Origin of the sequence: Streptomyces sp. NPDC049585 (assembly GCF_040675615.1) — a bacterium.
Classification (GTDB): domain Bacteria; phylum Actinomycetota; class Actinomycetes; order Streptomycetales; family Streptomycetaceae; genus Streptomyces; species Streptomyces luteosporeus.
This window is the reverse complement of record NZ_JBFAPE010000013.1, coordinates 19974-34290: the sequence shown is the minus strand read 5'-3', so window position 1 is coordinate 34290 and position 14317 is coordinate 19974. Positions and strand designations below refer to the sequence as shown.

Below are 14317 nucleotides of genomic sequence, written 5' to 3'. Positions count from 1 at the left end.
GAGGCAGACGATGACCGTGCCGCAGGGGCGGCGGAGCAGTACGTACACCCGGTTGCTGAGGTATGGCTTCACGGATCCCGCGGCCGCCGAACGGCTGCTCGAAGGGCCGGGGCTGGCCTCCGTGGGCGCCGACCCGGTGCTGCTCGACGCGCTCGGCGCGGCCGCCGACCCCGACCTGGCGCTGCGCGGGCTGGTGCGGCTGGAGGAGGCCGAGCGGGACGCCGGCGAGCGCCGGGCGCTGCTGGAGACGCTGGTGGCCGCCAAGCCGCTGCGCGACCGGCTGCTGGGGGTGCTCGGCGCCTCCGAGGCGCTCGGCGACCACCTGGCCCGCCACCCCGGTGACTGGCACGTCCTGCACGACTTCGAACCGGCCGATCTGCGCCCGGACGTGGCGCAGTTCGAGCGGTCCCTGGCCGAGGGCATGCGCGGCGGCCGCGAGCGCGGCCTCGCGGCACCGGACGCGCTGCGCGCCGCCTACCGGCGGGCCCTGCTGGGCATCGCCGCCCGCGACGTCAGCGGCAGCACCGACCTGTCCACGACCGCCGCCGAGCTCGCCGACCTGGCCACCGCCACCCTGCGCGCCGCGCTGGCCGTGGCCGAGGAGGAGCAGCCGGCCGACGCCGCCGCCTGCCGGCTGGCCGTCATCGGCATGGGCAAGTGCGGCGGCAGGGAGCTGAACTACGTCTCCGACGTCGACGTCATCTTCGTGGCCGAGCCGCGGGGGCAGACACCGGAGGACCGCGCCCTGCAGGCCGCCACCCGGATCGCCTCGCGCATGATGCGGGTGTGCTCCGACGTCACCCCCGAGGGCACCATCTGGCCCGTGGACGCCAACCTGCGCCCCGAGGGCCGCAACGGGCCCCTCGTGCGCACCCTGAGCAGCCACCTCGCCTACTATCAGCGGTGGGCCAAGACCTGGGAGTTCCAGGCCCTGCTCAAGGCCCGTCCGGTGGCGGGCGACACGGCGCTGGGAGGCGCGTACGCCGAGGCCGTCTCGCAGCTGGTGTGGCAGGCCGCCGAGCGGGAGAACTTCGTCGCCGACGTGCAGCAGATGCGCCGGCGCGTGGTCGCCTCCATCCCCGCCGGCCAGCTGGAGCGCGAGCTGAAGCTGGGTCCCGGGGGCCTGCGCGACGTCGAATTCGCCGTGCAGCTGCTGCAGTTGGTGCACGGGCGCAGCGACGCCACCCTGCGCGTGCCCGGCACCCTGGACGCGCTGGCCGCCCTCGCCGCCGGCGGCTACGTCGGCCGCGCGGACGCGAAGGCACTGGACGCCGCCTACCGGTTCCTGCGGTCCATGGAGCACCACATCCAGCTCTACCGGCTGCGCCGCACCCACCTCGTGCCCGAGGCCGAGGCCGACCTGCGGCGCCTGGGCCGCTCGCTGGCCCGCACCCACGGCTGGCCCCAGGGCACCGAGCCGGTCGCCGAGCTCGGCGCGCAGTGGCGCCAGCACACCCGCGAGGTGCGCCGGCTGCACGAGAAGCTGTTCTACCGGCCGCTGCTGGACGCCGTCGCCCAGCTCGAACCCGGCGAGATCCGGCTCAGCCCCAAGGCCGCCGGCCAGCGCCTGGAGGCCCTGGGGTACGCCGATCCCGTCGGCGCCCTGCGCCACCTGGAGGCGCTCGCCTCCGGGGTGACCCGCAAGGCGGCCATCCAGCGCACGCTGCTGCCGGTGCTGCTGGGCTGGTTCGCCGACTCCGCCGACCCCGACGCGGGCCTGCTGAACTTCCACAAGGTCTCCGACGCCCTCGGCCGTACCCCCTGGTACCTGCGGCTGCTGCGCGACGAGGGCGCCGCCGCCGAGAACCTCGCCCGGGTGCTCTCCGCCGGCCGCCTCGCCCCCGACCTGCTGCTGCGCGCCCCCGAGGCCGTCGCCCTGCTCGGCGACCCCGGCGGCCTGCGGCCCCGCACCCGCGAGGCGCTGGAGCAGGAGGTGCTGGCCGCCGTCGGCCGGGCCGAGGACGCCGAGGCCGCCATCGTCGCGGTGCGCGGCGTGCGCCGGCGTGAGCTCTTCCGCACCGCCGCGGCCGACATCATCGGCGCCTACGGTCGGGCCGGAACGCCCTCCGAGGCACACGCCTCCGGCGCGCACGGCACCGGCTCCCGCGGGGCGGCCGAGACCGCCGGCGCCGACCACGCCGCCCGCGCCGGCATCGTCGGCGACGCCGTGACCGACATCAACGCCGCCACCCTCGCCGGCGCCCTGCGCGCCGCCGTCCGGGCCGAGTGGGGCGAGACCCTGCCCACCCGGTTCGCCGTCATCGGCATGGGCCGCTTCGGCGGCCACGAGCAGGGCTACGGCTCCGACGCCGACGTGCTGTTCGTCCACGAGCCCCGCGAGGGCGTCCCCGAGGAGGAGGCCGCCAAGGCGGCCCAGGCCGTGGCCGGCGAGATGCGCCGGCTCCTGCAGCTGCCCACCACCGATCCGCCGCTGATCGTCGACGCCGACCTGCGCCCCGAGGGCCGCTCCGGCCCGATCGTGCGCAGCCTCGCCTCGTACGCCGCCTACTACCGGCGCTGGTCGCTGGTGTGGGAGAGCCAGGCCCTGCTGCGCGCCGAACCGGTGGCGGGCGACGCCGACCTCGGGCGGCGCTTCGTCGAACTGATCGACCCGCTGCGCTACCCCGCCGAGGGCCTGGGCGAGGAGGCCGTGCGCGAGATCCGCCGGCTGAAGGCCCGCATGGAGTCCGAGCGGCTGCCGCGCGGCGCCGACCCCACCACCCACACCAAACTGGGCCGCGGCGGCCTGTCGGACGTGGAGTGGACGGTGCAGCTGCTGCAGATGCGGCACGGCTGGTCCGTGCCGGCGCTGCGCACCACCCGGACCCGCGAGGCGCTCGCGGCGGCCTGCGCGGCGGGGCTCGTCCCGGCCGAGCAGGCCCGCGTCCTGGACGAGGCCTGGGTGCTGGCCACCAGCGTGCGCAACGCGGTGATGCTGGTGCGCGGCCGGCCCGGCGACACCTTCCCGGGCGACGCCCGGGAGCTGGCCGCCGTCGGCCGCTACCTGGGCTACGAGCCGGGCCACGTGGGGGAGATGCTGGACGACTACCGGCGCACCACGCGCCGGGCCCGCGCCGTGGTCGAGGAGTTGTTCTACGGATCGGCGAACGGTTCCCGGGGCGGCCCGCACAACGGCGCGCGGGGCGGCCGGTGAACCAAGGATCCCGCTAGGCGCGCCCGCTCGCCACCCGGCGGGCCAGGCGCAGCGGGAACGCCCCGAACCACGCGTAGGACAGGCCGAAACCGACCCCCAGGCACAGCAGCCCGCCCACCGCGTCCAGCCAGAAGTGGTTGGCGGTGGAGACGATGACCACCAGCGTCGCCAGCGGGTAGGCCGTGGCCAGGACGCGGACCCACACGGCCCGGGCGAGGGTGGCGACCATGACGCCGCACCAGGCCGACCAGCCGATGTGCATGGAGGGCATGGCCGCGTACTGGTTGGACATGTCCGCGAGGTTGCCCGAGGCCATCGAGCCCCAGGTGTGGTGCACCACGACGGTGTCGACGAAGCCCGGGCCCTGCATGAGCCGGGGCGGCGCGAGCGGATACAGGTAGTAGCCGAGCAGTGCCACACCGGTGGTGGCGAACAACGCCAGGCGGCCTGCCGAGTACCGCCCGGGGTGCCGGCGGTAGAGCCAGACCAGCACCGCGATCGTCAGCACGAAATGCAACGTCGCGTAGTAGTAGTTCATGCCCACGACCAGCCACGTCACCGAATTCACGGCCTTGTTGATCGTGTGCTCGACGGCGATGTGCAGGCCCTGTTCGGTCTGCCAGATCCAGTCGGCGTTGCGCAGTGCCGCGGCGCGCTGCTCCGGCACGGCGTTGCGGATGAGCGAATACATCCAGTAACTCACCGCGATCAGCAGCACCTCGAACCACAGGCGTGGGCGCCGCGGCGTGCGCGCTCTGCGCAGGACGTGCGCCCGGAGGCGGCCCGCCGACGGCCCCTCCGCGCGCTCGTCGGTGGGTGGCGGAGCGGCCGTCCGGCCTTGCACAGTCCTCACTGTCGCTTCACCCATAGGCCAACAGTCTGCCAGAAAGCGCCCCGCGCCAGATCGCCCGAGCGATCGTTACCGGCCGCCCGCCACCCCCGTCCGACGGCCCCCGTGAGGGCCCGCGCGCGTCGTCAGGAACGCCCGCCGGGCGCCGAGGCCGTCGAGCCCCGCACGACCAGTTCGGGCAGGAAGACGAACTCGCTGTGCGGCGCCGGTGTCCCCCCGACCTCCTCCAGCAACGCCCGCACCGCGGCCTGTCCCATCGACTGCACCGGTTGGCGAATGGTCGTCAGGGGCGGATCGGTGAAGGCGATCAGCGGCGAGTCGTCGAAGCCCACCACCGAGACGTCGCGCGGCACTTCGAGGCCCCGCTGGCGGGCCGCCCGGACGACCCCGAGCGCCATCATGTCGCTCGCGCACACCACCGCCGTGCACCCCCGGTCGATCAGTGCGGCGGCCGCCGCCTGACCACCCTCAAGGGTGAACAGCGAATGCTGTATCAGTGCCTCCGCCTCCGGCTCGGGCAGGCCGAGCTGCTCACGCATGCTCGCCACGAAGCCCTCGATCTTGCGCTGCACCGGCACATACCGCCGCGGCCCCACCGCGAGCCCTATGCGCCGGTGCCCCAATGCCGCCAAATGGGTGACGGCCAGCCGCATCGCCGCCCGGTCGTCGGGGGAGACGAAAGGCGCGCGTACCTGCGGCGAAAAGCCGTTGATCAGCACGAACGGCACCCCCTGCGCCCGCAGCCGCTCATAGCGCTGCATGTCCGCCGAGGTGTCCGCGTGCAGCCCGGAGACGAAGAGGATGCCGGCGACGCCGCGCTCGACGAGCATCTCCGTCAGCTCGTCCTCGGTGGAGCCGCCCGGCGTCTGCGTGGCCAGCACCGGTGTGTATCCCTGCCGGGTGAGCGCCTGGCCGATCACCTGGGCGAACGCCGGAAAGATGGGGTTGTCCAGCTCCGGGGTGATCAGCCCGACCAGCCCGGCGCTGCGCTGTCGCAGCCGTACGGGCCGCTCGTAGCCCAGCACGTCGAGCGCGGCCAGCACCGACTGACGGGTGGAGGCGGCCACCCCCGGCTTCCCGTTGAGGACACGGCTGACGGTCGCTTCGCTGACACCCGCCTGGGCGGCGATGTCGGCCAGCCGTGCGGTCACAGGAGGTGACGATACCGGTCGCATCTCAGACTGCCCACCACACACAAGAATTCGAAGGAATCCTTACCGTACCGCCCGCGAATTCCAGGTCTGCCTCGTCAACGCTCGCCAGCACCGGACGGCCCGGCACCGGAAGCGTCACCTCGGCACCGAGAGTGTTCAGGGTGCACACGAAACCGGGGCGGGTGAACGCCAGCACACCCTCGGGCGCCTCCAGCCAGCCCATGTCGCCGTCGCCCAGACCCGGCAGCTGCCGGCGCAGCGCGAGCGCCGAGCGGTACAGCTCCAGCATCGAGCGCGGATCGCCGGACTGCGCCTCGACCGACAGCCCCGCCCACTGCTCGGGCTGCGGCAGCCAGCTGCCGCCCGGCCCGAAGCCGTACGGGGCCGCCTCGCCCGACCACGGCAGCGGCACCCGGCAGCCGTCGCGCAGGCCGTCCTGGCCGTCGCCGCGGAAGAACGCCGGGTCCTGGCGCACCTCGTCGGGCAGGTCCACGACCTCCGGCAGGCCCAGCTCCTCGCCCTGGTAGACGTACGCCGAGCCGGGAAGCGCCAGCATCAGCAGCGCCGCCGCCCGGGCCCGGGCCAGCCCCAGCTCCCCGTCGCCGGCGCCGTAGCGGGTCACGTGGCGCACCACGTCGTGGTTGGAGAGCACCCACGTCGTGGGCGCGCCCACCGAGGCGGTCGCCGCCAGCGACCGGTCGATCACCTCCCGCATGGCGTCGGCGTCCCAGTCGCAGGTCAGGAACTGGAAGTTGAACGCCTGGTGCAGTTCGTCCGGACGCACGTACAGCGCCAGGCGCTCCGAGGTCGGCGCCCACGCCTCCGCCACGCCCACCCGCTCGCCCGGGTAGGACTCCAGCAGCCGCCGCCAGGCGCGGTGGATCTCGTGCACCCCGTCCTGGTCGAAGAACGGCAGCACCTGCGCCCCGATCAGCTTGGCCTGCTCGGTGCGGCCGATGTCGGGCAGGCCCGGCGCCTTGACCATGCCGTGCGCGACGTCGATGCGGAAGCCGTCGACGCCCAGGTCCAGCCAGAACCGCAGGACGGAGTCGAACTCCTCGCGCACCTCGGGGCAGTCCCAGTTCAGGTCCGGCTGCTCGGGTGCGAACAGGTGCAGGTACCACTCGCCGGGACGGCCGTCCGCGTCCGTCGTCCGCGTCCAGGCCGGGCCGCCGAAGACCGACTCCCAGTCGTTCGGCGGCAGTTCGCCGCCCTCGCCCCGGCCCGGCCGGAAGTGGTAGCGCGCGCGGGCCGTCCCCCCCGGACGGTCCGCGAGCGCCTCCTGGAACCAGACGTGCCGGTCGGAGGTGTGGTTGGGCACGATGTCCACAATGATCCGCAGGCCCAGCCGGTGGGCCTCGCGTACCAGGTCGTCCGCGTCCGACAGCTGCCCGAACAGCGGGTCGACGGCCCGGTAGTCGGCCACGTCGTAGCCCCCGTCCGCCTGCGGCGAGGCGTAGAACGGGGTCAGCCACAGGGCGTCCACCCCGAGGCCGGCCAGGTACGGCAGCCGCTCGCGGATCCCGCGCAGGTCGCCGACGCCGTCCCCGTCGCTGTCGGCGAACGAGCGCACGTACACCTGGTAGATGACGGCGCTGCGCCACCAGCCGGCCTGCTCGGTGGAGGCGGCGGCGGAGTCGTCGGCGAACGGGCGGACGGAGGGCGCGAGGTCCGGGGTCATGTACGTCCTATCGGTTCGTGGTGTCGTATGGCGGAGCGGGCGGTGCGCACGGCTCAACGACGGGCGGGGCCCGCGGGTCAGCCCTTCGTCCCGCCCGCGGTGAGCCCGGCGACCAGATGCCGCTGGGCGAAGAAGAAGACCAGCCCGGCGGGCAGCGCGATGAGCACGGCGGCCGCCGTCATCAGCCCCCACTCGGCCTTCTGCTGGCCGACGAAGGTCTGCAGGCCGACGGCGAGCGTGTAGTGCTCCTCGCTGCTCATGAACTGGCTGGCGAAGGCCACCTCGCCCCAGGCGGTGATGAAGGAGTAGAAGCCGGTGACCGCCAGCCCCGGCCGGGCCAGCGGCAGGATCAGCCGCCAGAACGTGCCGAACGGGGTGAGTCCGTCGACCCGGCCGGCCTCGTCGATCTCGGCCGGTATGGAGTCGAAGTAGCCCTTGAGCATCCACGCGCAGAACGGCACCGAGACCGTGCAGTACGTGAGGATCAGGCCGAAGTAGGAGTCCAGCAGTCCCAGCTGTCCCAGGAGCGTGTACAGCGGCACGATCAGCACCGCCATCGGGAACATCTGCACCACCAGGAACGTCCACATCAGCGGCCGGTGGCCGGGGAAGCGCATCCGCGAGACCGCGTACCCCGCGCTCGCCGCCACCAGCACGCCCAGGACGGTGGCGCCCAGGGCCACGATCAGCGAGTTGCCGAACCAGGTCAGGAACTTCGTCTCGCCCAGCACATGCGTGTAGTTCGACAGGTCGAAGCCGCTCGCCCGGGTCGGCTCCTGCCAGCCGTCGCGCCCGCGCAGCGAGACGTAGACGACGAACAGGACGGGGAAGACGGCGATCGCCGAGGCCGTGATCAGCGCGGCGTGCAGCGCCGCCGAGGCGCCGCGCGAGCGCTGCCCGCGCTGCCGCCGGCGGGTGGGGATCGTGGTGCTCATCGCGTCGCGGCCTCCTGCCTGGCGAGCATCCGGCGGTAGAAGACGGCGAAGACCAGCAGCAGCGAGAGGATGAGGATCCCGTACGTCGCCGAGCCGGCGTAGTCGCGCACGCCCTGGAAGGCCATCCGGTAGGCGTACGTCACGAGGATCTCGCTGTCCGAGCTCGCCCCCTGCCCGATCAGCAGGTAGATGACCTGGAACATGTTGAACGTCCAGATGACGCCCAGCAGGATCACCGTGCCGCTCACCGTCCGCAGCCCCGGCAGGGTCACGTGGCGGAAGCGCTGCCAGGGGCTCGCGCCGTCCATCTCGGCGGCCTCGTGCAGCTCGCTCGGGATGGACTGCAGGCCGCCGAGGACGGCCATCATCATGAAGGGCACGCCCAGCCACACGTTGACGGCGACCGCCGAGACCTTCTGCAGCGTGCTGTCGCCCAGCCAGTCCACGGGGCCGAACCCCATGGCGGACAGGAAGCTGTTCAGCACGCCGTACTTCTCGTTGAACATCAGCCGCCAGGCGAAGGTGGCGACGAACGCCGGCACCGCCCACGGCAGCATCAGCAGCACCCGGTACAGGGTCCTGAAGCGCACCTTGCGGTTGAGCAGCAGGGCCAGCCCGAGGCCGATGGCGTAGTGCAGCAGGACGCAGGACGCGGTCCACACGACGGTCCAGGTCAGGCGGGAGTAGAAGTGCCCCTCCTGGCCGGAGAGCACCTTCCAGTAGTTGTCGAGCCCGACGAACTGGTACGTGGCGGGGATGTCGTTGACGCCGATGGTGCGGGCGACGTTCGCCTCGTTGGCATCCGTGAAGGACAGGTAGATGCCCCTGCCCAGCGGATACCCGACGAGGACGCCGAGCACGACGACGACCGGCAGCACCATCGCCCACGCGTACCAGTGGGTGGAGAAGGAACGCCTGACCCGGGTGACGAGTGTGGCCATGAGAGGACTACTCCTGGATGCCGTAGTCCTTGAGGAGCGTGGACTGCCAGGCCTTCGCCGTGGCGGCGAGCCCGGCCTTGGGCTCCTCCTTCAAGGTCAGGATCTTGGTGTAGTGCTGCAGCCACTCGGTGAACAGGTCGCCGCCCTGCGGGATCGGCGGCCGCGGGTGGGCCTTGGCCAGGGCCTGGTAGTAGGCGCTGCGGACCGGGTCGGCCAGAACCGTCTTGCTGTAGGCCGACTTGCGGGTCGGCAGCACGCCGATGGCGTTGGAGACGCTCTCCTCCTGCGCGGCCTCGGTCATGAACTTGGTGAAGAGGTAGGAGGCGTCGAAGTTCTTCGAGCCCGCGTAGACCACGAGGTTGTGCCCGCCCACCGGGGCGCCGGCGGTGCCGGTGGAACCGGCCGGGACGGGGGCGATGCCCAGGTTCTCGCGGGACTTGTAGGCGTCGCCGCCGAAGATCTCCTTGGTCGCCCAGGGACCGTCGACGAGCATGGCCAGCTTGCCGTTTTTGAAGTCCGTCTTGAGCGCGTTGTACCCGTCGGTGCCGGCCGGCTTGGGCGCGGCCCCGGACTTCACGAGGTCGACGGCGGTCTCGATGCCCTTGAGGGACGCCGCGGAGGAGATAGTGATCTTCTTGGCGGCGGCGTCGACCATGTCGGACTTCTCGCCGTAGAGGAAGGGCAGCGAGTAGTAGCTGTCCGGGCTCAGGCCGATGCCCTCGGCGCCGGCCCTGTCCTTGATCTTCGCCGCGGCCTCCTTCACCTCCTGCCAGGTGGTCGGGGCCTTCTCGACGCCCGCCTTCTGGAAGAGCTCCTTGTTGTAGAGGAGACCCAGGGTGTCGGTGACCTGCGGGACGCCGTACGTCTTGCCCTGGTACGCGGCGTTCTTCAGCGGGCCTTCGAGGAAGTCGCCGGAGTTGTCCAGGGCGGGGGTGCCGGTGAGGTCCTTGAGGTAGCCGAGCTGGGCGAAGCCGGGGGTCCAGCCCACGTCGGAGCGCAGCACGTCGGGGGCGCCCTTGCCGGTCGCGGCGGCGGTCTTGAACTTCTGCTGGGCCTGGTCGAAGGGCACGTTGACGTACTCGACCTTGATCTTCGGGTACTTGGCCTCGAAGTCGGCGACCAGCTTCTTGAACGCGGGCGCCTCGTTGGTGGCGTCCGAGGTGTCCCACCAGGTGATGGTGCCGCTCACGCTGCCCGGGTCGCTCGCCGCCTGGGCCCCGTCGCTCTTGTCGCCGCCGCCACCGCCGCACGCGGTCGCGGTCAGGGCCAGGGCGCCGACAAGGGCGGCGACCGATATGCCTCTTCGCATATGGATGCTCCTCTTTCAGATGGCCGCCTGAGGGTGGGCGGCCAGAGCTGAGGAGGAAGTTAACAGGCTGAAATCTCTTGCGAAAGAGTTTGCAAGGAGGGAATCGCGAGATTTCGGGGCTGTAACCGTTCCGTGTCCGGAGGGTTGACCGGGGCGGGAGGGGCTCGTACGGTCTGCGGCGGCAAGCGGTTGCATCGTGCGGGCACGCCTTGCTGAAAGAACCTGCAAGTGAGCCACCCCCCACCTGGAGGCCTCGTGCCCCGAAGAATCGTTTCATCGGTGCTGGCGCTGGTGGCCGGCACGGCCGTCGCCGCGGTGCCACCACAGCCGGCGGCCGCCGCCGCTCCCGGCGGCAAGGACGTCACCGCCGTCCTCTTCGAATGGGACTTCCCCTCCGTCGCCCGCGAGTGCAGGAACACCCTCGGCCCCGCCGGCTACGGCGCCGTCCAGGTCTCCCCGCCCCAGGAGCACGCCCAGGGCCCCCAGTGGTGGACCTCCTACCAGCCCGTCAGCTACCGCATCGCCGGCCGGCTCGGCGACCGCACCGCCTTCGCAGACATGATCAACACCTGTCACGCCGCCGGCGTGAAGGTCGTCGTCGATGCCGTCGTCAACCACATGGCGGCCGGCGCGGGCACGGGCACGGGCGGCACCCCGTATACGAAGTACGCCTACCCCGGCCTGTACGAGGGCCAGGACATGGACGACTGCCGCACCGTCGTCAGCGACTACCGCGACCGGCACAACGTCCAGGACTGCGAACTCGTCGGCCTCGCCGACCTCGACACCGGCGAGGAACGCGTCCGCACCCGCATCGCCGGCTACCTCGACGACCTCCTCCGGCTGGGCGTCGACGGCTTCCGCATCGACGCCGCCAAGCACATCCCGGCCGCCGACCTCGCCGCGATCAAAGGGCGGTTGAGCCGGCCGGACGTCTACTGGAAACAGGAGACCATCTACGGCGCCGGGGAGGCCGTACAGCCGCAGGAGTACCTCGGCACGGGCGACGCCCAGGAATTCCGCTACGCGCGGGACCTGCGACGGGTGTTCTTGAGCGAGCGGCTCGCGTACGTGCGTACCTACGGCGAGGGGTGGGGCTACCTGCCCGGCGCCCAGGCGTCCGTCTTCGTCGACAACCACGACACCGAGCGGGGCGGCGACACGCTCAGCTACAAGGACGGTGCGAACTACACGCTCGCGTCGGTGTTCATGCTCGCCTGGCCGTACGGCGCGCCCGACGTCCACTCCGGCTACGAGTTCACCGACCGGGACGCGGGACCGCCGCGGGGCGGCGCGGTCGCCGCGTGCTGGCAGGACGGCTGGAAGTGCCAGCACGCCTGGCCCGAGATCCGCAGCATGGTCGCCTTCCGCAACACGGTGCGCGGCGAGACGGTGCGGGACTGGTGGGACAACGGCTACCAGGCGATCGCCTTCGGGCGGGGGGACAAGGGATACGTGGTGATCAACCACGAGGGGTTCGCGGTGACCCGGACGTTCCGGACGTCGCTGGCCGCGGGCACGTACGTCGACGTGCAGAGCGGACGCCGGGTGACGGTGGGGGCGGACGGCACGTTCACGGCGACGGTGGCGCCGAACACGGCACTGGCGCTGCACGTGGGGGCGCGCGGTTGAGTTTTCCCCGTTCCGAGCTCAGCCGAAGGAGACCGTTCGTGAGAAGACTTGCTGCCGTCGCGGCAGCCCTGGGCGTCGCTCTGACCCTCGCCGGGCCCGGCCGGGCGCAGGCCGACGCGGCCCCCGCCGACGCCCGCGTGCTGTGGCTCGACCGGCACACCGTCGCCTGGCCCAAGGGCCTCGGTGATCCCGCGAGCCCGCATCGGCTCGTCCACGACCGCGGGTCGTTCCCCCTCACCCGCGACACAAAGAGGGTTCTCGACCGTCCCGGCTACGACGCGTACCGCCTCGACGCACCCGTCGCCGCCGAGCGCTCCGCGCTCACCGGCGCGCTGCGTGCCGAGGCCGGTGGCGGCGTCGTCACCGGCGTCCAGATACCCGGCGTCCTCGACGACCTCTACGGCGCCGCCGCCGCGAAGGCGCAGCTGGGGCCCGCCTTCCGCAAGGGCCGGCCGTCGCTGGCCGTGTGGGCGCCCACCGCCCGCCGCGTGGCGCTGGAACTGGAGCTGGGGGACGGCACGCGGCGCATCCCCATGCACCGTGACGCCGCCACCGGCGTGTGGAGCGTGAGCGGTCCCGCCTCCTGGAAGGGCAAGCGCTACCGCTACGCGGTCACCGTCCACGCCCCCGCCGCCCGCGAGGTCGTCACCAACCTGGTCACGGACCCGTACTCCACCGCCCTGACGGCCGATTCGGCCCGCAGTGTGGTCGCCGATCTGGCCGATCCGGCCCTCGCGCCGCCCGGTTGGCAGCAGCTGCGCAAGCCGGCAGCCGTGCCGTGGCGGGCGGCGCAGATCCAGGAGCTGCACGTGCGCGACTTCTCCGTCGCGGACCGCACCTCCGCCCACCCGGGCCAGTACCTCGCGTTCACCGATCGCGCTTCTGCCGGCATGCGGCATCTGAAGGAGCTGGCCGACGCCGGGACGTCGTACGTCCACCTGTTGCCCGTCTTCGACTTCGCCACCGTGCCGGAGCGGTCGGCCGACCGGCAGGTGCCCGGGTGCGATCTCGGCGCGCTGCCGGCCGACTCCGAGCGGCAGCAGGAGTGCGTCGCGAGGACCGCCGCCCGGGACGCCTACAACTGGGGCTACGACCCGCTGCACTACACCGTGCCCGAGGGCGGGTACGCCTCCGACCCCGACGGCCCCCGCCGGACGCTGGAGTTCCGGCAGATGGTGCAGGGCCTGTCGCAGGCCGGCCTGCGCACCGTGATGGACGTCGTCTACAACCACACGGCCGCCTCCGGCCAGGACCCGAAGTCCGTGCTCGACCGGATCGTGCCCGGCTACTACCACCGGCTGCTCGACGACGGCTCGGTGGCGAACTCCACGTGCTGCGCCAACACCGCGCCCGAGCACACGATGATGGGCAAGCTCGTCGTCGACTCGGTCGTCACCTGGGCCCGGCAGTACAAGGTCGACGGCTTCCGCTTCGACCTCATGGGGCACCACCCCAAGGCCAACATCCTGGCCGTGCGCCGCGCCCTCGACGCCCTGACCGTGGCGAAGGACGGCGTCGACGGCAAGGCGATCGTGCTGTACGGCGAGGGCTGGAACTTCGGCGAGGTCGCGAACGACGCCCGCTTCGTCCAGGCCACGCAGAAGAACATGGCCGGCACCGGCATCGCCACCTTCTCCGACCGCTCGCGCGACGCGATCCGCGGCGGCGGCCCCTTCGACGCCGACCCGCGCCTGCAGGGCTTCGCCTCCGGGCTGTTCACCGCGCCCAACGGCGCGCCCGGCAACGGAACCCCGGACGAACAGCGGGCCCGGCTGCTGCACGACCAGGACCTGATCAAGGTCGGGCTGACCGGCAACCTCGCCGGCTACCGCTTCACCGACTCCTCGGGCCGCGACGTGCGCGGCGCGGACGTCGACTACAACGGCTCGCCCGCCGGCTACGCCGCCGCGCCGGGCGACGCCCTGGCGTACGCCGACGCCCACGACAACGAGAGCCTCTTCGACGCCCTCGCCTACAAGCTGCCGCAGGCCACCCCCGCCGCCGAGCGGGCCCGCGCCCAGGTCGTGGCCATGGCCACCGCCGCGCTGTCCCAGGGCCCGGCCCTGAGCCAGGCCGGCACGGACCTGCTGCGCTCGAAGTCCCTGGACCGCAACTCCTACGACAGCGGCGACTGGTTCAACGCGATCCACTGGGACTGCGCGGCCGGCAACGGCTTCGGGCGCGGCCTGCCGCCCGCCGCCGACAACGCCGCCAAGTGGCCCTACGCCCGGCCCCTGCTGGCCGACGCGGCCCTGCGTCCCGGCTGCGGCCCGGTCACCTCCGCCTCCGCCGCCTACCGGGACCTGCTGCGGATCCGGACGACCGAGAAGGCCTTCGCCCTGCCCACGGCCGCGGCCGTGCAGGAGGCGCTGTCCTTCCCGCTGTCCGGCGGCAACGAGACGCCGGGCGTGATCACCATGCGCCTGGGCGATCTCGTCGTCGTCCTCAACGCGGCCCCGCAGCCGCAGCGTCAGCAGGTCGCCGCCCTCGCCGGCACGCCGTACGCCCTGCACCCGGTGCAGGCGCACGGCGCCGATCCGGTGGTCAAGGGCGCCTCCTACGAGGCCGCGTCCGGCACGTTCGCCGTGCCGGGGCGTACGGTCGCGGTCTTCCGCCGGGGCTGAGCGACCGGGCCTCGGGGCGGTGCCTCGACTGCGGGCC

General features: G+C 72.7%; 8 protein-coding genes and 1 pseudogene. 3 read left to right on the top strand and 6 right to left on the bottom strand.

Annotation, left to right across the window (positions count from 1 at the left end; translation table 11 throughout):
- The first annotated feature begins 10 nt into the window (after positions 1–10).
- A complete protein-coding gene (locus tag AB0K17_RS15875; RefSeq protein ID WP_365983267.1) occupies positions 11–3154 on the top strand; it encodes a bifunctional [glutamine synthetase] adenylyltransferase/[glutamine synthetase]-adenylyl-L-tyrosine phosphorylase in 3144 nt (1047 codons plus the stop codon).
- Positions 3155–3167: 13 nt separating this feature from the next.
- Here AB0K17_RS15875 and AB0K17_RS15870 read toward each other — a convergent pair whose 3' ends face one another.
- The 6 genes from AB0K17_RS15870 to AB0K17_RS15845 all read right to left on the bottom strand — a co-directional run bounded on the left by AB0K17_RS15870 (position 3168) and on the right by AB0K17_RS15845 (position 10024).
- Positions 3168–4022 (bottom strand): phosphatase PAP2 family protein, encoded by an 855-nt coding sequence (locus tag AB0K17_RS15870; RefSeq protein ID WP_365965532.1) that lies wholly within the window; start codon positions 4020–4022, stop codon positions 3168–3170.
- A 107-nt stretch (positions 4023–4129) separates the two neighbouring features.
- Positions 4130–5155 (bottom strand): LacI family DNA-binding transcriptional regulator, encoded by a 1026-nt coding sequence (locus AB0K17_RS15865; protein WP_365965533.1) that lies wholly within the window; start codon positions 5153–5155, stop codon positions 4130–4132.
- A 25-nt stretch (positions 5156–5180) separates the two neighbouring features.
- Positions 5181–6839: a glycoside hydrolase family 13 protein gene (locus AB0K17_RS15860; RefSeq protein ID WP_365965534.1), complete on the bottom strand. Its 1659-nt coding sequence runs from the start codon at positions 6837–6839 to the stop codon at positions 5181–5183.
- A 77-nt stretch (positions 6840–6916) separates the two neighbouring features.
- Entirely contained in the window at positions 6917–7774 is an 858-nt protein-coding gene (locus tag AB0K17_RS15855; RefSeq protein ID WP_365965535.1) for a carbohydrate ABC transporter permease, read from the bottom strand.
- Positions 7771–8715 (bottom strand): sugar ABC transporter permease, encoded by a 945-nt coding sequence (locus tag AB0K17_RS15850; protein WP_365965536.1) that lies wholly within the window; start codon positions 8713–8715, stop codon positions 7771–7773. The genes AB0K17_RS15855 and AB0K17_RS15850 overlap by 4 nt, the downstream gene beginning before the upstream one ends.
- A gap of 7 nt (positions 8716–8722) precedes the next feature.
- Positions 8723–10024 carry an extracellular solute-binding protein gene (locus tag AB0K17_RS15845; RefSeq protein WP_365965537.1) on the bottom strand — a complete coding sequence of 434 codons (1302 nt, stop codon included), beginning with the start codon at positions 10022–10024 and terminating at the stop codon, positions 8723–8725.
- 255 nt (positions 10025–10279) lie between these two features.
- Between AB0K17_RS15845 and AB0K17_RS15840 the strand changes: the two are divergent.
- Positions 10280–11650, top strand: a pseudogene (locus tag AB0K17_RS15840) (alpha-amylase family protein); the annotation flags it as partial.
- Between the two features lie 44 nt (positions 11651–11694).
- Positions 11695–14280 (top strand): pullulanase-type alpha-1,6-glucosidase, encoded by a 2586-nt coding sequence (pulA, locus tag AB0K17_RS15835; RefSeq protein ID WP_365983266.1) that lies wholly within the window; start codon positions 11695–11697, stop codon positions 14278–14280.
- Positions 14281–14317 lie beyond the last annotated feature (37 nt).